Genomic DNA, 23,652 nt, shown 5'->3' with positions numbered 1-23,652 from the left:
TGTTCCAAAAAAGACTTATTTTAACTAATATAGGACTGTATATCAATTTTTTAATCTTTTACGTATACTTAAAAGACACATGTTTTTATAAAACAGTTGAAAACCCAAACACAACACTCTTAAACGCGATATATGGATTTTTTAAAAGAACTATTTGGAACATCATCAAGTTTCGAAGCCATTTATTGGGCTATAGCAGTCAGTGCTACAGGACTGATGGGCTTAAAATCTATCCTTTCATTTATTGGACTTGACCTAGACGCTGACTTTGAACTAGGTCTAGACGGTGATGAAATTTCAGTATCAGCCATTCTTACTGTACTGATGACCATCGGATGGTCGGGTGTTCTCGGGTACAAACTCACCTCTTATAATGATCTCGTTATTCTGATCACTGCAAGTGTGGCTGGTGTCGCCTCATTGGGTGCGAGTATTTTTATAGGAGGACGACTCAAAAAAGAGCTTGAACATAGCGGAAATATAGATTTGAAAAATGCGATAGGAAAAACAGCTAAAGTTTATCTGACTATCCCTGCCGGAAAAGCAGAAAAAGGACAAATCGAGATTGAACTTCAAGGAAGATTAAAAATCATGGACGCCATCAGTGAGAATCTCATTCCTTCGGGTGCATCTGTTATTGTCTACGACGTCAATGAACATTCTTTAGTGGTAGAACCTATCCCATCTGTAGAATCCTAGAAAATCAAAACCTTAACTTAATTAGAACAACATGGAACTTTTTGGTATTGTCGGTAGCTCGGTCTTCGGATCGCTATTCCTATTTATCCTCTTCCTTATTAGTAGGTACAAACGTTGTCCTTCTAATAAAGTGTTAGTCATTTATGGTAAAGTAGGGAAAGGAAGAAGTGCAAAATGTATACACGGGGGCGGATCATTGGTTTGGCCTGTAATTCAGAGTTGGCAATTCTTGCATCTTACTCCAATCAACATCGAAATTGATTTGAGTGGTGCACTTTCAAAACAAAATATTCGTATCAATACACCAAGTACATTTACCGTAGGTATCTCTACCAACGAGCACATTATGCTCAATGCAGCAGAACGTTTGTTAGGTTTGGAAGAACACCAAATCAAAGAACAAGCGCTAGATATCATTTTGGGTCAATTGCGTTTGGTGATTGCTACTTTGGACATTGAGGAAATCAACCAAGATCGTGAACAATTCTTGGCATTGGTGAATAAGCACGTAGCTTCAGAATTGAATAAAGTCGGACTAGAGCTCATCAACGTGAACATTAAAGATATCACCGACGACTCTGGTTATATTGAGGCTATTGGTAAAAAAGCTGCTGCTGAGGCTGTGAACAAAGCAAGAGTTGAAGTTGCTGTTCAAGAAACAAGCGGTGCTACAGGTGAAGCAAAAGCGCAACGTGAGCGCGAAATCCGAGTAGCGGAAGAACAAGCAGGTTCTGAAAAAGGTAAAAAAGAAGCTGAAACAGAAAAACGTGTCAAACTAGCCGAGCTTGAAACCGTCGCATCTATTGGTGAAGCAAATTCTCAAAAAGAAAAAGACGTACAACTAGCTATCCAAGCTGCTGAGGCGGAAGAAGGTAAAAAAGAAGCCGATGCACACAAAAGGGTAAAAGTAGCTGGTTTGGAAGCCGAAGCCATTGAAGGAGAGAATATCTCGAAAGCAAAGGTAGCGGACTACAATGCTGAATTGGCAGAAAAAACAGCTGCAGCAGATCGTAAATCGGAAGTGGCTAGAGCCAATGCAAAAGAAGAAATCTTGAAAGCTGAAAAAGAAGTAGAGAAAGCTCGTTTGCAAAAAGAAGAAGTTGTTCTCAAAGAAATCGAGAAGCAAAAAATCGAGATCGAAGCAGATGCCAAAGCAGCAGAAATCCGCAGAATTGCACAAGGGGAAGCAGATGCTCAATTGATGAAATTCCAAGCAGAAGCAGAAGGTCTTCGCAAAGTACTGGAAGCAAAAGCAGAAGGTTATCAAGAAATCATTAAGGCTTGTGGCGGAGATACCAAAGCAGCTGCCACGCTCCTACTTCTTGAAAAACTAGAAGAGCTTGTCGGGAAACAAACTGAAGCAATGGCTAATCTCAAAATTGATAAGATCACCGTTTGGGAATCGGGTGGTTCTGAAGGTGGTAGCAGTACTTCCAATTTTATCAAAAACTTTATCGGAGCACTTCCTCCAATGCACGAATTAGCGAAACAAGCGGGTATTGATCTGCCACAATTCTTAGGTGATATGTCTACGGAAGAATTTATTGAAAATAATCAAATCGAAAACTCAGATGTAGAGATTCAAGTCCCAACCGGAGATGAAAAAGTCAGTCGATTAAACGGAGCAGAAATTACGGAAGAAGATTAATTCCAAGCATTTATATAATTGAAAAAGACCAGCTGAAAAGTTGGTCTTTTTTATGGACTTATTTTAAAATTCACTACTTCTTTCTTTTCACATTTAGTCTAATACTTGAATTTCTTCCTTAAAAACCGATCACTTCAAAACACTAAATATCAACAAATTAAACGTATCCTTTTATAAAACGACACTATTAAAAACGTAAAGTAAACGCTTTATAATTTTAGTGGTACGAATTCATTTTCAGAAAGCTGTAATGTTAGGAGAAATTTGATTCAACTATCATTAAACAACATGAAAATGAAAAACAACTTGCTAGCCCTCGGCTGGATGTTGCTTTTGTTATGCTTTGGTGTAACAGGTAAAGTCCAAGCACAAGGAGCTGATGGTACAGAAGTGTACCTTCAAGGCTTTCATTGGGAATCTGCAGATGCAGTTTCTAAAGATTGGTGGAACAATCTGAACAGTAAAATCAACGCAATCAAAGCTGCAGACATTGATGCAGTTTGGTTACCCCCATCATCTGACGCTGGCGATAGAGCTGGCTACTTACCTCGTAAATGGTACGACCTCAATTCCAACTACGGTACAGAACAAGAACTAAGAAATCTGATCTCGAACCTCAACCAAGAAAATATTAAAGTATTGGCTGATATCGTGATCAATCACCGTGTTGGTTGTACTTCTTGGGCAGATTTCTGTGAACCTGCTTTAGACTGTAACTCGATTACTTCTGACGATGAAGTAAATCAACAATTCCCAGGACAAGGCTGTGGAGATTTTGACACAGGTACTCCTTACGAAGCTGCTCGTGACCTTAACCACAATGATGCAGCAACTCGTCAAGCGATTAAAGACTGGATGAATTGGTTAATCAGCGATGTTGGGTACGCAGGTTGGAGATATGACTTCGTACATGGTTTTGCTGCTGGTTATTTTGCAGAATACAACAATGCAACTTCTCCATTCATTTCTATTGGTGAAAACTGGAATGACAATACACAAACCATCGTAGATTGGATGGACGGTGCTCAAGCAACTTCTACAGCATTTGACTTCCCATTAAAATTTACATTACATTCTGCTGTTGGTGGAAATTATGGCGCATTGAACAATGGCGGTAAAATGCCAGGTGTAGCAGGTGTTTGGCCTCAAAACTCGGTAACGTTCCTAGAAAATCACGATACAGAACCTGTACGTCAAGCTGATCATGGCGGAACTCAATTCCCGAATGATCCAACTTCAAATACTCAGATTCTTCAAGGATATGCCTACATTCTTACACACCCAGGAAACCCAATGGTTTTCTACTCACACCTTTTCGATTACGGAATCTACGACGAGATTGCTGAAATGATTGCTTTGCGTAAAGCAAACGGAATTTTCAACAATAGCTCTTTATCAATCCAACAGTCTGACGGTAGCGGATATGCTGCAATCATCGACAATAAACTAGCTGTAAAGATCGGAGGAACAGGATGGTCTCCTTCAGGCAGTGGTTGGGTATTGCAAGCAAGTGGTGTAAACTACGCTATTTGGGACAAAGGAACAGGCGTAAACAATGCTCCCGTTCTTACTATTGCTCCAAATGTTTTAGAATCTGCTGACCCAATCTCAGTTTCGCTTTCAGTTAGTGACGATACCGATTCTAATCTTCCAATCTATTACACCTTAGATGGAACAGAACCTTCAACTTCCTCTACTCAATACACTGGAGCATTTACATTAAGTACTACCACTACCGTAAAAGCGCTTTCTGTAGATAGCCAAGGAAAAGAAGGTACGATTGAAAAGACATATTACATCGGAGAATCTGCTCCAGTAATGACTGTCTATGTGAAAAAGCCAGCAAATTGGTCTGCGGTATATGCGCACCATTGGGAAGCGACTCCAGCAAGTTCTGTGGATGATACCACTTGGCCAGGTGTACAACTTCAAGCTGTAGCAGGAACGAGTACTTGGTATTATTTAGAATTGCCAGGAGCAAATGCTTCAAACTTTGTATTCCACGATAATAATGGAAATCAAGACGACGATATCGTAATCACAGGAACCGCTTGGTACGATGGTGGAACTGTAACACCGAACTGTACTTCTGATTGTCCTGTAGAAGAAACGATAGAATTGAATGCGTCTCAAGCTTCTACCACTTTTGAAAGTTCAATAGCAGTAAGTCTGACTGCCACAAGCGGTGCTACAATTTATTACACAACTGATAATTCTGAACCTACTGAATCTTCAAGTGTATATAGCAGTACGCTAACGTTCTCTGAAACTACGACACTAAAAGCGAAAGCTTTCAAAGACGGAAATAACTCAGATACTTTCACTGCGACATATACCAAACAAGAAACGAATCCTACAGCAGATGCTCCGATCTTCTCTTTAGCTGGTCAAGCGTTTGACAATTCGATCACTGTAAGTCTATCGAATACTTCAGGATGTCAAGTGTATTACACAACTGATGGAAGTACGCCTTCAGCAAGTAGTATAGCATACACAGGAGCGATCACGCTTACTGAAACGACTACTATTAAAGCTATAACCATTTGTGATACGGATAATCAGTCTTCAGTAGTAACTAATATCTACACCAAAAATGACGATGACATCATCATTACTCCTCCTACAAATGACATATTTACTTGGGATAACGCTTCTGTTTATTTCATGATGACTGACCGTTTCAATGATGGTGACCCAAGTAACAACCGTAGCTACGGAAGAGGAACTGATGGAAATGGAAATGATTACACAGATGATTCTTCTGCGGGGGAATTCCACGGTGGAGACTTGAAAGGTATCACTGCAAAACTTCGTGAAGGTTATTTTGAGTCTATCGGTATCAATGCAATTTGGATTACAGCGCCTATTGAGCAAATGCACGGATGGGTAGGTGGTAGTTCTGACGGTTCATTCAGACACTACGGATACCACGGATATTATGCCTTAGACTGGTCAGAAATTGATAAAAACATGGGGACTGAAGCTGACCTTATGGAGTTTGTAGACGAAGCTCACTCTAGAGGCATTCGTATCGTGATGGATGTAGTCATGAACCACACAGGTTACGCTACTATGCACGATATGGAAGAATATAACTACGGTTCAGTTGATCCTTCATGGAGATCATGGAGTCCTTCGGGAAGTGAATCTTGGCATTCTTACCATGAGAACTTTGTAGACTATACTAGTGGCGGAACTTGGCTAAGCAACTATTGGGGAACAGATTGGATGCGTCACCCAGATATTGAAGGTTACGATGGTTGTTCTTCTGGTGGAGGAATTGAAAACTGTGTAGGTTTCCTTCCAGACTTGAAAACTGAAGATGTTTCAACCGTAGGTATCCCTCCAATTCTTATCAACAAATGGACTGCAGAAGGAACACTTTCTCAGAAAACAGCAGAACTAGATAATTTCTTCAATACAACGGGTCTTCCAAGAGTAGTTTCTAACTACATGATTTTCTGGCTGACAGATTGGGTAAGAAAATTTGGTATTGATGGTTTCCGTATCGATACAGCAAAACACGTTGAGATGGAACGTTGGGCAAGACTGAAACAATATGCCATTTCAGCCTTGAAAGATTGGAAAGCTGAAAACCCAGAAAAAGCACTAGATGATCTAGAATTCTGGATGACTGCTGAAGTTTGGGGACATGGTAAAAACAAATCTGAATATCATACCGATGGAGATTTCAACTCTGTTATCAACTTCGGTTTGAAAAATGATGCAAGGGTTTCTTCGCGTCAAGCAAATGATTTGGAATCACTATTCTCTGAATATGCTACGATCAATGACGATCCAACTTGGAACTCACTAAGCTATCTTTCTTCGCATGATGTTCCGCCTTTATTCAATAGAGGTTCATTGCAAGCTGCTGCTCCTGGCTTCTTGCTATTGCCAGGCGGTATTCAGATTTTCTACGGAGATGAGTCGGGAAGACCAGAAGGAAATTGGGCTGATGAGGAGCAAAATACACGTTCTGATATGAACTGGGGAGCTTTCAACCAAGCACAACATGAAGTTTGGAAAAAGCTAGGTACCTTCCGTAGAGATCACCCTGCCGTAGGTGCTGGTTCTCACCAAAAAATCAGTGATTCTCCTTATACTTTTGTCAGAGATTATGAAAACCAAGAAAAAGGATTTGCTGACCGTGTAATTGTAGCTATCGGAGCACAAGGAACGGTATCATTCGATGTATCAAATTATTATTCTGAAGGAGATACCATTGTAGATCATTATACAAATGCAGAACAAGTAGTCACAAATGGTAGTGTATCTTTCACTGCAGACAGCGAAGGAATCGTTTTACTTTACAATAAAAATTACGTTTTCGTTGCTCGTCCTGTTGTAAGCATTTCACCAGATACTCAGTATGATGAGAATTCGATCACAGTTTCTATTTCTGCTACAGATAAAAACGATCCGGATCCTGCAATCTACTACACGACTGATGACAACTTAAGTCAAGCTGATTATAAAAATTGGACAGTTTATTCTTCATCTTTCGAATTGACAAGCTCTGCAACAGTAAGAGTTGTGGCAGAAAATGCGAATGGAGAAACAACTTATGCCTCTAAAAAATACAGCGTTGGTCAGATTGATCCGATGGATATTTACTTCTACAAACCAAGCGATTGGGGTAGTGCTTATATCCATTACTTCGATGCGACTCCTGTAGGTGTAACAGATGACACTGTTTGGCCTGGTGTTCAGATGACTGATGCAGGAAATGGCTGGTATCATGCTTCAATAACTGCTCTTTCTGTAGGAATCGTCTTCAATGACAATGGTGGCGCACAATCTGATGACTACTCAAGAACGCAATCGGGTTGGTTCCGAGATGGAAGCTGGACAGACTCTTGTCCTGGTGATTGTCCTGGCCCTCAAGTACCAACAGTGACGATTTCCCCTGCAAGTGCCAATTACCCTAGTGGTTCTGGAAATGTTGCACTCTCTGCTACTCAGTCAGGTGTAATCTATTATACACTAGATGGATCGACGCCATCAGATCAAAGTCTTCCATATACTGGAGTGATTCCTGTAAGTGGTACTGCTGGTGAAACTGTTACAATCAAAGCAATAGCTTACAACAGCGAAGGAGCATCAGAAATCGAAACAGGTACTTATACTTTCGAAGCACTTCAAACATTCACAATCTATGCAAAAGGTTACAGTCATGTATATTATTGGGATGTACAAAATGAAAATGGTACGATCACAGAAGCAAATCCTGTGGCTTGGCCAGGTGTAAGCATGGTAGATGCTTCAGAAATTGGAACAGGCTGGATGAAATATGAAGTAACAGGCGGTGTTTGTTCAAACGTAATTTTCACGAATTCGGGAAGTGGACAAACAGCAGACCTTACCACTTGCGGAAACGAAGGAAAAGGATATGATAATGGTACTTGGGTTCCTCTAGATTTAGGTCCAGATATAACATCTCCTTCAGTAAGCATCAGCCCGAATGGTGGAACATTCGATGGGGAAGTAAGCGTAAGTATTTCTTCTTCTGATGACAGAGACACTAGTCCAACTATTTACTATACATTGGATGGTACTGATCCAACAACTTCTTCAACTTCAGTTCAAAATACTACAAGCTTTACCGTTTCAACGATTGGAGTGACTGTAGTAAAAGCGTATGCTGTAGACGATGCAGGAAATACATCTGCAATTGTGAGCGAAAGCTTTACTGTAAATGAAGTAACTGGTGGATTCACGGTCTACACGCAAGGTTATAACAATGCACTGATTCACTACTGGAATGCTCAACCTGTAGGAAGTATTACAGCTACTTCTTGGCCAGGTGTTTCTATGACATTGGAAGCTGACGGTTGGTATGCATTTACTTTCCCTAGCAATGTGACTTCAACGAATCTATTGTTCCACGACAATGCTGGAAACAAATCTCCAGACTTGACAAGAGACAAAGACGGCTGGTACAGAAATGGGCAGTGGTACGATACAAAACCTGAAGATCCGACAGGGTTAAAAATTCACTTCAAAAGCTCATGGGGAAGTGCAACGAGAATCCATTATTGGGGAACTTCAAACGGAGCATCATCTAATTGGCCAGGAGAATTAATGACAGCCGAAGGAAACGATTGGTATGTATACACCATTGAAGGAGCTACTTCAGCTAACTTACTTTTCCACAATAACGGAGGTTCACAAACAGGTGATCTTTCAAGAAGTGGCGAAGGTTGGTACAAAGGTGGACAATGGTACAGCTCTAATCCAGAGTCTGCATCTAGACTGACAAGTATTTCAGAGTCTAATAATATCATTTCTGCATCTATCTACCCTACGCAAGCAAGTTCAAATGCTACCTTGAAAATGACTTTAGATGAAAGAAGTCCTGTTAATATTCAAGTGTACAATATGTACGGACAGCTTGTAAAGAGTATCAAATACAAACCAATTGGACTTGGCGAACAGAAGCTGAATGTTGATGTTCAAGGTCTATTAGACGGTTGGTATTTTGTAGAAGTAGCGATGGGCTCAAAACGTGAAGTACTTCGTTTATTGAAACAATAAATATTTTTATACCACTTATAGTTTGTAATATTCTAAAGACCTTATGCTTATGCATAAGGTCTTTTTTTGTGCTTACCCGAAACACTAAATGTGTAAAAAGTACAATAAAAATATGGACTTATTCATAATTGGTTTTAAATTAAGGCTAGACTTTACAATACTGGTACTACACTCACGCGATATCGCAAGCTCAGAATACCTTTTTACGACTATCATACTTGAAAATGAAAAACTTAGCTCTAAAAAACCAATTCAAATGGATAGGCATTTTTTGCATTCTTTTTTGTGAGATTTTATCTCATAATCTAGCCTATGCCCAATATGAAACCATTCGTTTTCAGCTCACAAGTATCCCCGAGTCCACACCTGACAGCAGTCAAATTTACCTTGTTAGCTCTCTAAATAATTGGCTGACACAAGACGAAAAATACCAACTTCAGAAGGATGAAAACGGTCAATATTATATAGAAATCCCCAAAACTGATCAGCCTTTCCAATACAAGTTTACTAGAGGTGATTGGAAAAATGTTGAAGGAAATACCATCGGAGATATTCGTCCAAACAGATTTTACGAACCCTATTATACAAGCCCCATAGATATTGAAATTCAATCTTGGCAAGACCAAGTCCGAGAAATTGGAAAACACGTCCTTATTGTCATTACCGATATTCCTGAAGAAACCCCCTTCGATGCTTCACTTTTTTTAGCTGCCGATTTTAACAATTGGAGTACACACAACCCCGAATATAAATTCAATAGAGACGATGACGGACATTACTATCTCAAACTGCCTTTTGGTGTTGAGAAATTTGATTTCAAAATTACTAGAGGTTCATGGGATTCGGTAGAAGGTAGAGAAAATGGACGCGCAATCAGTAATCGAAAGTTTGATGTGACCAAAGATGATTGGAGACATGAAATTAAGATCAGTTCATGGGAAGACCTCTCAGGAAAAACTATGACTCCATATATGCTGTTGTTATTGCTTAGTTCCTTCCAAGGCTTAATGCTTATCATCTCTATTTTTGGTATTCAGAATAATAACCGATCTGCCAATAAATACCTTGCACTCCTAATCCTAAGTATTTCTTTAGTACTCATTGCTCGAGTTGCAATGTTTTACAGAGATATCTTTCAAGTTTTTCCAAAGCTATATTTAGTACCCGAATTTATTCTTTTCCTATACGGTCCTCTTTTCTACACTTACATTTACAAACTTAGTTTTAAAGAAAAAACGTGGCAAAAGACAGGCTTACATTTCATTCCATTCTGTATTCAACTGATCTGCTACATACCACTTTGGTCTATGAGTAATTCAGACCTTATTCTTTATGTGATGAATAAAGATTTAGACATACTTTTCACTTTTTCGGGAGGTATAGGGCTTATTTTTAATTTCTACTATTGGTATGCAAGCAAAAAAATACTCGCCAAACAATCTGAAAAGAGCTACGATTATCTTTCTGAGGAACATAAACTAAACTACCTCTCAGGTATCATGAATGTTTATGTTGTTTGCTTAATTATTTGGACAGTTTTATATTTTTCAGTTGGGATCGCCTACTTGTTATCCTACGAAGCACTACACATCAAAGAATTTTTAATAGATACGCTATGGCTTACTATTGCATTTGTGTCTTTTGTCATGGGGTATTATGCAATGAATCAAGCTGAGATTTTATACATTCCAGAAGTTCATCTGAACCTTTCCAATAAGTCTCTATCAAGTTCTGTAGAAAGTAAAAAAGGAGATGCTATTCTTTCTGAAATCGACTTACAACTCAAGAAATTATTAGAAATTCAGATGACGGATAAAACCTTGTACAAAAACCCTCGTTTGAATCTCACTGACCTTGCCAAAGACATGAACTGTAGTACAAATGACCTCTCAAGAGTGATCAATGATGGCTTTCAGAAAAACTTTCATGACTTTATTAATCAATACCGAATTGATGCATTCATTGAAGAAGTTTCAAAAGACACAAAACAAGAGTTTACCTTCTTAGCACATGCTTATAATGTTGGATTTAACTCTAAGACGGCTTTCAATCGAGCATTCAAAAAACTAGTTGGAGCTACCCCGAGTCAGTACTTTCAACAAAAAGCTGGATAAGACTCTTTAGACCTTAAATGGACAATTCAAATGGATGCTAAAATTATAGTAAGAATTTAATAAAGGGCAGCAACTATTTCTTTCTTAAGGATGTATCGTGGTAGAAGTAATCTAATTTCTTAAGGCTAAAACCTATCTGAGAAGACAGACTACTAAAGCTAAAACAAAGATCGAAATCAACCCTAATTAACTTACTATGAAAAGATGGATACTAAGACTTTCAGTCTTACTGTCATTCTTGTACATTGCTTCTGCCTGTGATGATGATGATAGAACCGATGTTGGAGATGGAGGAGGTTCTACACCTCCAGGTATTGTCCAAGAATGGAACATTGCCGTATCTCCTCGCTTTTTAATTCCTGGAATTACTAACCGTACCGCTATCGGGCAAGCTCGCCTCACCTTATTTGATGATAATACATTAGAATACACACTCGCTAATGCTGCTGTAGATAACGGCGACCGTCTTACTACTGCACAAATTAATATTGGCGATCCAACTATGAATGGTGATTCTATCGTGGTCATTGTCAATGATAACAGTATGCAATTCAATGCCCAAAACGATTATATGGGTAGTATTCAACTCACAGAAGTACAAGCTGATGCTGTTTTAGGAGAAGCTTACCTTCTTATTGCATCTGAAAATAACCCTAACGGACTTCTTAGAGGACAATTGAATGAAACAATTATCTTTGCTTCTGACATTGAACTCACAACAGATCAAGTAGTTCCTCCTGTTACTGGCAGAACCGAAACAGGTACTGCATCCCTTCGTATCACAAACGAAAATAACCTTTATTACCTAGTGAATGTACCAGATTTAGATAGATCTGATATGATCACTAAAGTTGATATTCACGAAGGAATGGCGGGTGCGAATGGTACTGTACTCGTTGATTTGGTTGGTAACTTCGAAAACGGAACTTTAGAAGGAAGTGTTGAAGTCAATGACCAAGATGCTATTGAAACCATTGAACTTGGAGAAAGCTATGTATTAGTAAGCTCTCAAAATGAATCTGATGGTCTATTAAGAGGACAAATCGATGAAAGTAGAATTCTTATTCCTGAAATTGAAAGAGAATGGGAAGTTGCACTTTCTCCTCGTTTACAAGTTCCTAGCTTAGCAGATAGACCTGAGTCTGGTACTGCTTCTCTTATCCTTTTAAGTGACAATCAACTTGTATATACACTTGTAGTAAATGACCTTACCGAAGGTGATGAACTTACAGTAGCACATATTCATGCAGGAAACCCGGTAGAAAATGGGGATGTATTTATCACTTTAGCTGATGGTGAAGACCTTGTTTTTGGTGATTCTAATTCGATCAACCAAATTGTTCAGCTGACTCAAGAACAAGCTGATGCTCTCAGAAATGATGATGCCTTGTATGTAAATATTCATTCTACTCAACAAGAATCTGGATTGCTTCGTGGACAAGTAGATGAAGTAATTGATCTTGCTGCAGATCTAGATTTATCTCCAGCTAATCAAGTTCCACCTATTGAAGGACGTGATGAAACTGGTACAGCAATTGTTCGACTGACAGAAGATAATGAATTGTATTTCGATATGTCAGTGAATGACTTAGCTGAAAGTGATAGCTTAACGATGGCACACATTCATGCTGGTGCAGCAGGAGCAACAGGCGATGTGATTTTCGATTTCTTAAGCGGTGACAATGCTTTTGATGAAAATAATAGTCTGACAGGAGTTGAAGAACTATCTGATGAAGTTGCTACCCAACTCAAAGAAGATGATACTTACATCAATATTCACAGTGTAGAACAAGCTGATGGTCTTCTAAGAGATCAAATCGATGAAAATCGAGCAGTTCGAAATGATGAAAATATTTTTGAGTAAAAAATAAGTAACTTAAAATATAAAAGGCACAAACGGGGGTAAAAACCTGTTTGTGCCTCTCTTTCTGACTAAGAAATATGACTGCTAAATTGGGAGTTCATTGCAAACTTCGTCGTCAATTACATAGTCATCATAAATGATTTCTTTTGAATCCAATGTAATATTCATCTCATTAATACTACCATTGATAATTACACCAAAAGTATACGTTTCGCCAACAGTAACACCATACAGATCAATTTTTCCGTTTTCTACATAGCCCATCAATTTCCACTCATTATCATTTGATGGATCTTGCATGAACAATGGCCCAGAAGGAACAATTAGTGTTGAACCACAGTAACCTTTTACATCGATTACCACATCTGGTTCATGAGCTTCTTTCATCTGTTCTGTAAGATCTATAGTAACAGGAGTGCAAGCTACAGGAACAAAGCTTTCGAATAATACATCCGTATTTTTATTTTGACCACTATACACAGTTATTTTCCATGTTGTGCTTCCATATCCGAAAGAGCTCAAACCTTTAGCACCTATCGCTGCAATATCATCAACTATATACTCGCCTGTTAGTGTATCTTGTATTGAAATCCATACTTTTTTATGTGCATCATCACCTGTATTGACCATTTTTACATAACCATACTTACAAGAACTCTTTGCATAAGCCAAAGTATACCATGATAAGTGATTTGTTTTAAATACTACAGCAAGCTTACCATCCACACTTTCAACTGTTCCTGTTGCATGGCGTTCCCATCCTTCACCTTCTTCTGATGTCCATACAGGAATTTCATCGCCCACTTTAAAAGGCATTCCTGTATTTGGGCTCACTACACTTTCATCAATAGAAATTGTAACATCAATATCTTTAGTAAACTCTTTTACTTCAGTTCCGCCTACAAACATATCAATAGAAGTAAAGCCTGCTGAATATAGAACAGCTTCTTCTTCACTTCCATCTTCATTTTTTATATCTACAGCCTTAAGGTTTCCAGGGAACATTGCTAAAGCTTCAGGGTCAGTAGTATCAAAGTTTACCACTTGTGCTTGAACTGTACCACCTTGAATAGATTGTCCATCTTTGTCTCTGAAAGTTGTTCCTGAAGGTATGCTTACTGTTGTAGCAGCATCACTTGAAGTATCGTCGCTTTCTGCCTTTACAGAAATCTCCTCAGTTGTAATACTATTACTCAAAGAATAATCTCCTATTTCTACGCTGACTCCCTCAGCCGTCTTAGCGGGGTCAATATTCACAATGTTCACTTTGACGCTCTTCATTGTTTGTCCTGAAGTAACCTGAACAGGAACAATAGTTGTCAAATAGTTCTCCCCACTAATCTTTACTTTGAAGTTAATTTCTTCCATGTCAACATTAGGGTCTACAAAAAGCGTCAAGAAGCCTGCCTCCATTGAGAAATCCTTCTCTCCTAACTGATTGTAGATATAATCATTTGGATCAAGTACTTCAACCTCTAGCGTATTAGAACCTAGCAAGTTTTCTTGACCAGAAGCATCTACTGCTTGAATGACAATTGTTTGACTAAAAAGGTTAGAACTTAATGCCAAATTAATATCCTCGACTGGATTCGTACATGCTATTAAGGTAAACAACCCCAATAACATATGAGTAAATGTATATAATATCTTTTTCATTTTGTTTCAGTTTTTAGTTAAGTCTTACAGCTAATCTGAATTTGATGACAGGAAACCACTCATACCCCGAAAGGTTTTCTCTGAGCTGCTCTTCTTGACTATTCATTGCTTCGACCAAGTTTGTACCTGTCAATCTTGCATCTGGACTACCTACATAATAAGCCCCCATATCCAAACCAAAACCGATTCTTCTTTTGGGTACTGGACGACCAAAACCGATTCCCATATATGGTGCTGTTACCTTCCAAGTTGACCTAACTGTCAACTGACCTGGGTCTACATTGATTTCTCCTAACGCAACGTCTTCTTCGTAGATTCCTACAATAGTTACATCATTTTTAAAATACCCAAAACCACCTACTAACTTGAAAGAACTTCCGGCAAATGGTAAAAAGGCAATTTTAGCATCAAAGGCTTGAAGGTCAACAGAAGCATCTATCGTAAAAGGCTCTCCCTCAATATCCGCTTCATGTTGAATATTCATTAGTTGAAATAAATTTCCTTCCACTGATAGCTGAAGGTGCTTGGTCAAATTTGTAGAGATGTCAAAACCTGCACCTGTAGTTCCTCCACTAAATCCTATGGCAAATTTTGAAAAGGCCCCTTCTTGAATTTTCTCTTCAACTTGTGAAACTTCTATCCCTGTATCTTCTTGTGCTGTCGCAAAAAAAGGAAGTATACACATTAGAAGTAATAGTAAGTTTTTTGGTTTTAAATTCATTTGTCTCCTTACGATTATAAATAATAGTTTAACGTTGAGTAATTCAATTTGTAGTTGAAAAAAATTGATTATGAGACCTTATATTTAATAAGTCCCTATCATAATTTAAGTATTAGCGCAAGTTAACCTCTTTTTATTAATGAATACAAACACTATAAATGAAATGCATCATATCTGTTAAACAATACCCCAAAATGGGTACTAAAAACCATTTGACTATACCTCAAAGTGATTACTCATAATCCCTATGATTTCATTCATTTCTTCCTCTTTTTGAGAGGCAAAACCAAAACGAATACCCTGTGAGTTCAACAGATTAAAAGTATTGTATTGCTTAAAATCAGGAATTAGTAGTGCATGTTTTTTAAGCAGAATATCAGACACTTTGGCTAAGTCTATTTCCTGATCAAATTCGCCCCAAATAGCCATTCCCCCTTTGGGTATTTCAAATTCTACCACAGAAGAAAGTTTATCATTCAAAAGTTCAGACATGGTATCTCTTCTATTTTGATAAACTTTCAATACTTTACGCAAATGCTGATGAATGACTCCATCTCTGAGTAAATGAGCGATACTTCTTTCCAAAACAAAATCCCCTTGTCGGTCTGACAATATTCGTTCTTGTTCTATCAATTTTACCAAATCAGAAGGTGCTGATATAAAACCAACTCTAAAATTGGGTGCCAACATTTTTGTAAAACTCCCTATGTAAATAACATGTCCTTGTTGATCTATACTTGCCAATGGTAAATACGGGCTTCTGCTGTAATGGAAATCATAATCATAGTCGTCTTCCAAAATGAATAGGCCATATTGTTCTGCTATTGACAACAACTGTATTCTTCTTTCCGCACTTAAGGTCACTGTTGTCGGATGATGATGATGAGGTGTTAGGTAAATTCCTCTTATTTTTTCCTTTTGACAAATATCGGCTAACTTCTCTACTACCACACCATCTTGATCTACAGGAATACGCACCAAGTCTGCCCCAGCTCGAAGAAAAGTAGCATCTGCGCCTATGTAATTACTTTCCCCCACAGCTATTTTATCTCCTGTTCTAATCAACATTTCACTTAACATCCGAAGTGCCATTTGACTTCCCCTTACAATTGCCAACTGTTCATAAGAAGTATGTAAGCCTCTGCTATCATTCAGAAATTTCACTAATTCTTCTCTCAGTAAATCATCGCCAAGTGCTGAACCATAACTCAATAATTTCTGATGAGAAGCACTTCCCAAAATCTGTTTATAGTTTTGACCTAACTCTTTCAAAGGGGCTAATCTGACATCGGGTAAACCTTCATCCAATTTTCTCAAATAAGGTTGCGGCTGATGCTGACGAAAATATATCTGCTCTGGAATCTGAAATCCTGTCGTTTTACTTTTTTCTCTTTCACTTTCCCCTAGTGCTACGGCTCTATTCATTGGAAGACTTGAAGAAATAAAAATCCCTTTTCTAGCCTTCGATTCTACCCAATCTTGACTTTCCAACTCATCCAATGCCAACATTAAAGTCATCCTGTTTACCTTCAAAGATTTTGCTAATTCTCTTGTAGAAGGAAGTTTTGTACCTGCCTGCAAAACGCCGTCTTTTATCAATTGAATAAATTGTCTGTAAATCTGTCTGTAGACAACCTCTGAACTTTCTCTATCAATCTGAATCAAATTACTGAAGGGTAACATCTGGTATACTTACTAATTGATTTTTGGTATAGTTTAATAATCCAATCAATTAACACCTTTGTAAAAAGAAATACAAATCACACAAACTCTTAAAACTGATAGCAAAATGAAAAATCTCGAACAAATTCATCGAGTAAAAAGAGGCGGACATCTCTCAGATCATTCATGGGAAAAAGTAAGTGAAATTCTTGATGCTCATTTTGTCGGCTACCTTTCTAGCGAAAGAGAAGGAATCCCTGTCGTTCTTCCTACAGCTTACGGAAGAATCGGAAAGAAAATCTATATCCATGGAGCCATCAAAAATGGTATGATAAATGGAATTTTGGAAAAAGGCATTGCCTCTATGACGGTCTCAATTTTGGATGGATTGGTTTTAGCACGTTCAGCTTACCATCACTCGCTCAATTACAGATCTGTTGTGGTTACAGGAAAAGTTGAGGTTATCTCCGATCCCGAAGAAAAAGTCATCGCATTAAAAGCTATTTCAGATCAAATGCTTAAAGGGAGATGGGAAGAAGTCAGAGAACCATCCGAAAATGAACTGAAAGCAACATTTATTTTAGCTTTTGAGGCAGAATATTTTGTCTCAAAAAGTCGAGCTGGAATGCCTTCAGATGAAAAAGAAGACTATGAACTTCCAATTTGGGCTGGTGTTCTTCCAATTTCAGAAAGTTATCAACACGCGATTACCGATGAAGGTGTAGAAAGCCCAATCCCTAAATCGGTACAACATATGGAATTGAAAAACTGCAGATAAACCCAATTTGAATATTCTTTTTTAGACTAAACTTACATCACACTTTATCCATAAAATATTCTGATTCTAAGGCTATTTTGAAATATTCTTGATGAATAAATTCGAAAATTGTACTATTTCAGCAACTATTTGACATAAATAATTGTAGAGAGAATTGTAAGTAACAGCTGCTACTTCTTTCATTTTTGCTGTGGCTCACTCTGGCTTAAGAAAAACAAACTTTGCTACAGCGATATCATTCACTACTAGTAACCTTAAAAAACAACTATGAAAAAATGGATCTTTAGGATCACACTTCTCATTGTGTGTTGTGGGATAGGTGTGTCCTGTGAAAAAGACGAAGACGATGCTGTTGTTGCCAACCAATCCGAAGCTTCTGATGTACTTCAAGAATGGACAATTTCTCTCAGTCCTCAAATGCTCATCCCAGGTATTTCAGATCGGGATGAAACTGCATCAGCTAAACTGACATTACTCACAGACTTCCGACTAGCTTACGAAATTTCCGTGACAGGACTAGCTGATACCGATAGTCTGACTTCTGCACAAATCAATGCAGGAAACCCTGTTGAAAATGGAGAAGAGTTTATTGCCTTAGTAGACGGTGATAGTTTACTTTTCGATAAAGATGCGAATATCATTGACACTCTTCAGCTTACCGAAGCAGAAGCGAATAATCTCCAAAACGAAGCTTACTACATCTCTATTTCATCTGAAGAAGAGCCCGATGGATTACTACGTGGACAAGTAGATGAAAAAATTGCTTCAGCCGCAGATGTAGAACTTTTACCAGCCAATCAGGTTCCAGCCATTGAAGATCTTACTGAAACAGGAGAAGCTTACCTTCGTTTGACAGTAGAAAATAAACTCTATACAAAGATTGAAGTATCAGACCTTTCAAGCCCCGATACTTTAATGACAGCTACAATAAATGAAGGTGCAGAAGGCGAAGTTGGAGATACTTTAGTCGACCTCACTGCCGAATCGGCATTTGATAGTAGTCAGTCTCTTATCAGTGTAATTGACTTGGAAGAAGATGTTGCCAATAGCATTAAAAATGTGGCTGCATATATCAACGTTACTTCATCAACTTATCCTGATGGACTAATGAGAGGACAAATTGATGGTAATATTTCTTCTATTCCACAAGAAGCCATCTTTGAGCTTGATGTTCTTCTTTCTGCCCAAATGCAAGTTCCTGCCCTTACAGATAGAGAAGAAACAGGCTCTGCCGAACTCACACTCTTCAATGATTATACCTTAGCTTACAAGCTATCCGTAGACGACCTCAGTGGTTCAGATCAACTTACGGTTGCACATATTCATAGTGGTAGTCCTGTCCAAAATGGAGAGGTCGTTATCACGCTCGTTGCAAATGATAGTATTTCAATGTTTGATGAAGAAGGTATTTTTGAAGATACCATTCAACTCACTAAAGAGGAAGCCAAGTCACTCATGAATGATGCCTTATACATTAATGTACACAGTATGGAGGCTGAATCGGGACTTGTCAGAGGGCAAATTGACGAAGAAATCGTACTTGCTGCCGATATTCCGATGAGTTACGAACAAGTAATTGATAGTGTCGGGAGCAGAACAGAAACAGGAGATGCTGTTTTCAGAATTGCTAAAAGTAATGCGATTTATACAAAACTTACTGTAGATAATTTGGCATCTGGAGATACGCTCACCATTGCAGGAATTTATGCAGGTATGTCTGATGAAACTGGTGATTTACTAGTTGATCTGACAATGGATAGTACATTCAATGAAGAAGGAGTTCTTTGCAGTAAAGTCCAAGTAGATGATACTGAGATCTTAGAAACCATCAAGCATGGGTCTAGTTATATCCAAGTAAGCAGTTCTCAATTACCTGATGGTCTCGTACGTGGACAAATCAATGAAAACTCTGAGATCATTCCTCAAATTATCATGTCTTGGGATGTAGAAATTTCACCTTCTTTCCAAGTTCCTGCAGTAGCTGATCGTATGGAAAGTGGTACTGCAACACTTTACCTTCAGTATGGAAATACACTGAAATACGAAATTCAAGTCAATGATCTCTCTTCATCAGATATATTGACCAATGCACATATTCATTTTGGTAATCCGATTGAAAATGGTGGAATATTTATCACATTGGTAGATGGAGATTCTATGACCTTCGATGAAAATGGTTTCTTTGAGAATACGTTAGAACTCACTAAAGAGCAAGCCGACTCACTCATGGATGGTTCATATTATATCAATGTACATTCTTCAGAAGCTGAATCGGGTTTATTAAGAGGACAACTAGATGTTGAAATCACCTACGCAGAAGATATTGCACTGACTACAGAAGAGGTGATTCCTTCGGTAAGTGGACGAAGTGAAACAGGTACAGCTATTCTCAGACTCACAGACGATCATACACTATACTATGATCTCAGCGTACTTGATCTTCAAACGGATGACACACTTAGTTCGGCGGGTATTTATGAAGGAATTACAGGAGAAACAGGTGATCTTGTTTTAGACCTTTCACCCGATAGTACATTTACTTCCGACAGTACAGGACTTAGTGTGAGTGGTGCATTAGAACTTGAACCCGAAACTTCAATCATCATTACAGAAGCATCTTCTTACATAGCTGTATTTAGCTCTCTACTTCCCGATGGTTTATTAAGAGGACAAATTATGGATGTAGGTGAAAATGGAGATGACGATTCCGATGATAACGGAGACACTGACGGTGATGATACTGCCGATGGTGATGAAGACGATGATAGTGAGGATGACTCTAGCGATGGAGAAGATAGTGCCGACAACGATACAGGAGGTGATAGTAGTTCCTACGAAGAAGGCAGATAAACAAACTAGTTTATAAAGAAAGAAAAGCACGCTCTTTAGGTCTTTACTAAAGAGTCGTGCTTTTTCCATTTTATGATTTCACGAAGAAAATACTAAGCTTGTTGCTCTTGCTCTTCTGTTACACCATAAATACCATCAATGACATCTTTGTACTTCTTACGAATTACACGACGCTTCATTTTCATTGTAGGTGTAAGTTCTGCTTCAGAACCATCTGCTTTTTCAGCTTCCCATTGTTCAGAGATCAATACAAATTTTTTCACTTGTTCAATCTTACTGAATTGAGGGTTCAAGCCATCTACAATTCTTTGGTATTTATCGATTACCTTCGGATGTTTTATTGCTTCTTCCAATGAGTTGAATGGAACATGCTTATGATTACACCAAGCATGTAGTGCTTCTTCATTCGGAACAATCAAGGCTGAAACGAATTTTTTACCTTCACCAACAACCATCATTTGCTCTACATTGAAGTCTTCTTTAAACTTACTCTCAATAGGTGCAGGAGCTACATATTTACCTCCAGAAGTTTTCAAAAGCTCTTTCTTACGGTCTGTAATTTTCAAGAACTTCTGACCATTAGGTCCATCTACTAACTTCCCGATATCTCCTGTACGGAACCAACGTTTGCCATCTTTTTCAAAAATAACTTCATTGGTCGCATCTTCTCTATTGTAATAGCCCATCATAATGTTTGGACCTGTAGCAATAACTTCACCTTCACCAGCTCCATAATTCTGAGGATCTTCATCAATAGCGACTTCAACACCTCTAATAGCAGGTCCAATTGATCCAAGTCTAGCTCCTTGTTCATTAAATAGACCTATAGTAAGTCCTGGAGAAGTTTCTGTCAATCCATATCCCTCTCTCACCATAATTCCTGCAGCATTAAATACTTGAGCAATTTTAGCTGGCAGAGGAGCTGCTCCAGACAAAATTCCAAGAACTTCACCACCCAATGCCTCTCTCCATTTACTGAAGATTAACTTGTCGGCTATATTTCTTTTGATCTTGGCAAGACCTGTATATTCTTTTCCAATCTCATAATCTTCTGTCAAACGCAATGCCCAGAAGAATAAACCTCTTTTAATTCCACCTAACTCTAATCCTTTGTTATAAATCTTTTCATAGACTTTTTCCAAAAGACGTGGTACAGTTGTAAAGAAGTGCGGACGTACTGCACGAATATCACCATCTTCTCCACCAAGGTTATCTGTACTTGTATAAGTAATATTCAGACCTAAAACGATACTGAAATAAGTACAAGTACGCTCAAAAATGTGGCAAAGAGGTAAGAAACTCAAAATTCTTTTTCCTTCTGCTAAAGGTGGAATTTCTTTTACCGACAAAGCATTTGATGCGATGTTTTTATGCGAAAGCATTACCCCTTTAGGAAGACCTGTAGTTCCCGAAGTATAGATCAAAGTAGCTAAGTCTTCTTCCTTAACTGCAGCCATTCTTTGCTCTACCTCTTCTTGACCTTCATCTGAAAAAATCTCTTTCCAGAATTTACGTCCTTCTTGCTCATCAAACGTATAGATTTCTTTCAATGATGGCACTTGGTCTTTTACCGCAGCTACTTTGTCATATAAATCATCTCTACCGACAAAACAATACGATACTTCGGCATCATTCAAAATATAATTATAGTCAGATGAGCTAATGGTTGGGTACATCGGAACATTGATCGCTCCAATTTGTGATATTCCCATATCCATAAAAACCCATTCAGGTCTATTTTGGTAAATTACAAGCCCTACTTTATCTCCTGCTTTTACCCCCATCTTGATCAGCCCTCGACTGACTTTGTTGGCAATTTCAATAGCTTCATCTGTTGAAAAATGAACCCATTCACCTTTATACTTGTGCCCAAAGGCTTTTTCTTGTGGACAATTTTCTTTCTGGTAATGAAGAAAATCAAATAAACGAGTTGGTTGTTGCATGACGAGTTGTTCTCTGATAATCTGTATACTAACTGACTTATTTATCTATGTATGTTTTTATAATATAAGGAATAGCATTGAACTTTTTAAGCATTGTTATATTAAATTTGTAAAATAGACACTTTATATTTTTACATGGTCGTGAAATAAGTAGTCTTTTTACTGTTGGTCGTTGTACTTAGTATAAGTAATGCTTATTAAAATGCTATTCTTATCTTATCGAAAATGTGTCACGAAGATATAAAAAAGAAATTTCCTACCATAACAGCTCATTACAGTAGGAAATATTCATATTCTAATACTAGAATAATTAAAATAACTCTGACAATTTATAAGTAAGCATAAACTGTGTTACTCTATTTTTTTGATTAGGATCTATATCTGAAGATTTAATTCCAGTCACCCCTAACGAATACCTCACTTCAAATCCTAAACCATTGTCAAGTTCATAACCTGCTCCAAAGTTAAAAGCAAAATCTACTGTATTAAATTTATCGTTAGCTTTAGTAACAGTATCTCCAACTTTTTGTTTTCCGACTAACATAAAACCTAACTGTGGACCAAACTGCAAATTCAATCCATCAGCTACATAATACTTAGCCATTACTGGAAAATGTAGATAATTAAGTTTGTCTTTGAAAACGATACCCTCAGTCTTATAACGCTCACCTTGGCTTGCATACATCATTTCTGCTTGTACAAATAAATTGTTAGTTAAAGGGTAAGCAGCATAAGCTCCGAGGTTCACTCCTAACTTTGAATTTCCTACAGAGTTCGATTCTCTTGATAAGTTGAGACCTCCTTTAAAGCCGAAATCAAAATCTGAAACTTGACTCTGAGCAAAAGAAGTGGATAAAGATAAAATACTGATTGTGATGAAAATAAATAAGGCTCTCATGAATTCATATCTTGGGGTTAATATTCGTCCAAAATAAAAAGATGCTTTTCTTTATGCTTCAAATATTCCTCAATATTTAAGAATAGCCTAAAACAAGTAACTGATTAACTGAGAGTAATAGAAAAAATTACCATAGATAAAACAAAAAAGCTCAGCTAACATCATGTGTTAACTGAGCTTTTGTTTGTAGCTATTGCTAAAGCATTTGCTACCTTAATAAGGTTGGCAATGACCTACTCTCCCACCTGTTACGGCAGTACCATCGGCGCGGTAGGGCTTAAC

12 protein-coding genes are annotated in these 23,652 nt (G+C 38.0%); 7 read left to right on the top strand and 5 right to left on the bottom strand.

From position 1 onward, the window contains the following. Positions 1 to 132 precede the first annotated feature (132 nt). The 5 genes from BC781_RS24785 to BC781_RS24765 all read left to right on the top strand — a co-directional run bounded on the left by BC781_RS24785 (position 133) and on the right by BC781_RS24765 (position 12,862). Positions 133 to 699: an NfeD family protein gene (locus BC781_RS24785; RefSeq protein WP_109623146.1), complete on the top strand. Its 567-nt coding sequence runs from the start codon at positions 133 to 135 to the stop codon at positions 697 to 699. A 31-nt stretch (positions 700 to 730) separates the two neighbouring features. After that, a complete protein-coding gene (locus BC781_RS24780; protein WP_109623144.1) occupies positions 731 to 2,347 on the top strand; it encodes a flotillin family protein in 1,617 nt (538 codons plus the stop codon). 294 nt (positions 2,348 to 2,641) lie between these two features. Next, a complete protein-coding gene (locus BC781_RS25695; protein ID WP_158281581.1) occupies positions 2,642 to 8,884 on the top strand; it encodes a chitobiase/beta-hexosaminidase C-terminal domain-containing protein in 6,243 nt (2,080 codons plus the stop codon). 224 nt (positions 8,885 to 9,108) lie between these two features. Beyond that, entirely contained in the window at positions 9,109 to 10,998 is a 1,890-nt protein-coding gene (locus BC781_RS24770) for a helix-turn-helix domain-containing protein (RefSeq protein WP_109623141.1), read from the top strand. Between the two features lie 196 nt (positions 10,999 to 11,194). Then, entirely contained in the window at positions 11,195 to 12,862 is a 1,668-nt protein-coding gene (locus BC781_RS24765) for a CHRD domain-containing protein (protein ID WP_109623139.1), read from the top strand. Between the two features lie 84 nt (positions 12,863 to 12,946). Here BC781_RS24765 and BC781_RS24760 read toward each other — a convergent pair whose 3' ends face one another. The 3 genes from BC781_RS24760 to BC781_RS24750 form a co-directional block, all read right to left on the bottom strand. Then, positions 12,947 to 14,518, bottom strand: coding sequence for a hypothetical protein (locus tag BC781_RS24760; RefSeq protein ID WP_146201780.1), 1,572 nt, complete (start codon positions 14,516 to 14,518; stop codon positions 12,947 to 12,949). Between the two features lie 13 nt (positions 14,519 to 14,531). Then, positions 14,532 to 15,203, bottom strand: coding sequence for a hypothetical protein (locus BC781_RS24755; protein WP_109623135.1), 672 nt, complete (start codon positions 15,201 to 15,203; stop codon positions 14,532 to 14,534). Between the two features lie 252 nt (positions 15,204 to 15,455). After that, positions 15,456 to 16,922, bottom strand: a complete 1,467-nt coding sequence (locus BC781_RS24750; RefSeq protein WP_109623133.1) for an aminotransferase-like domain-containing protein — start codon at positions 16,920 to 16,922, stop codon at positions 15,456 to 15,458. A gap of 106 nt (positions 16,923 to 17,028) precedes the next feature. Between BC781_RS24750 and BC781_RS24745 the strand changes: the two genes are divergently transcribed. After that, a complete protein-coding gene (locus BC781_RS24745; protein ID WP_109623131.1) occupies positions 17,029 to 17,679 on the top strand; it encodes a pyridoxamine 5'-phosphate oxidase family protein in 651 nt (216 codons plus the stop codon). Positions 17,680 to 17,946: 267 nt separating this feature from the next. Next, positions 17,947 to 20,529 (top strand): CHRD domain-containing protein, encoded by a 2,583-nt coding sequence (locus tag BC781_RS24740; protein ID WP_109623129.1) that lies wholly within the window; start codon positions 17,947 to 17,949, stop codon positions 20,527 to 20,529. A gap of 92 nt (positions 20,530 to 20,621) precedes the next feature. Here BC781_RS24740 and BC781_RS24735 read toward each other — a convergent pair whose 3' ends face one another. After that, positions 20,622 to 22,472 carry an AMP-dependent synthetase/ligase gene (locus BC781_RS24735; protein WP_109623127.1) on the bottom strand — a complete coding sequence of 617 codons (1,851 nt, stop codon included), beginning with the start codon at positions 22,470 to 22,472 and terminating at the stop codon, positions 20,622 to 20,624. A gap of 310 nt (positions 22,473 to 22,782) precedes the next feature. Next, positions 22,783 to 23,370 (bottom strand): porin family protein, encoded by a 588-nt coding sequence (locus BC781_RS24730; protein WP_109623125.1) that lies wholly within the window; start codon positions 23,368 to 23,370, stop codon positions 22,783 to 22,785. Positions 23,371 to 23,652 lie beyond the last annotated feature (282 nt).

The sequence above is a fragment of the Sediminitomix flava genome, from assembly GCF_003149185.1.
Classification (GTDB): Bacteria; Bacteroidota; Bacteroidia; order Cytophagales; family Flammeovirgaceae; genus Sediminitomix; species Sediminitomix flava.
The sequence above is the reverse complement of the archived record's forward strand: the minus strand, read 5'-3'. Positions and strand labels throughout refer to the sequence as shown.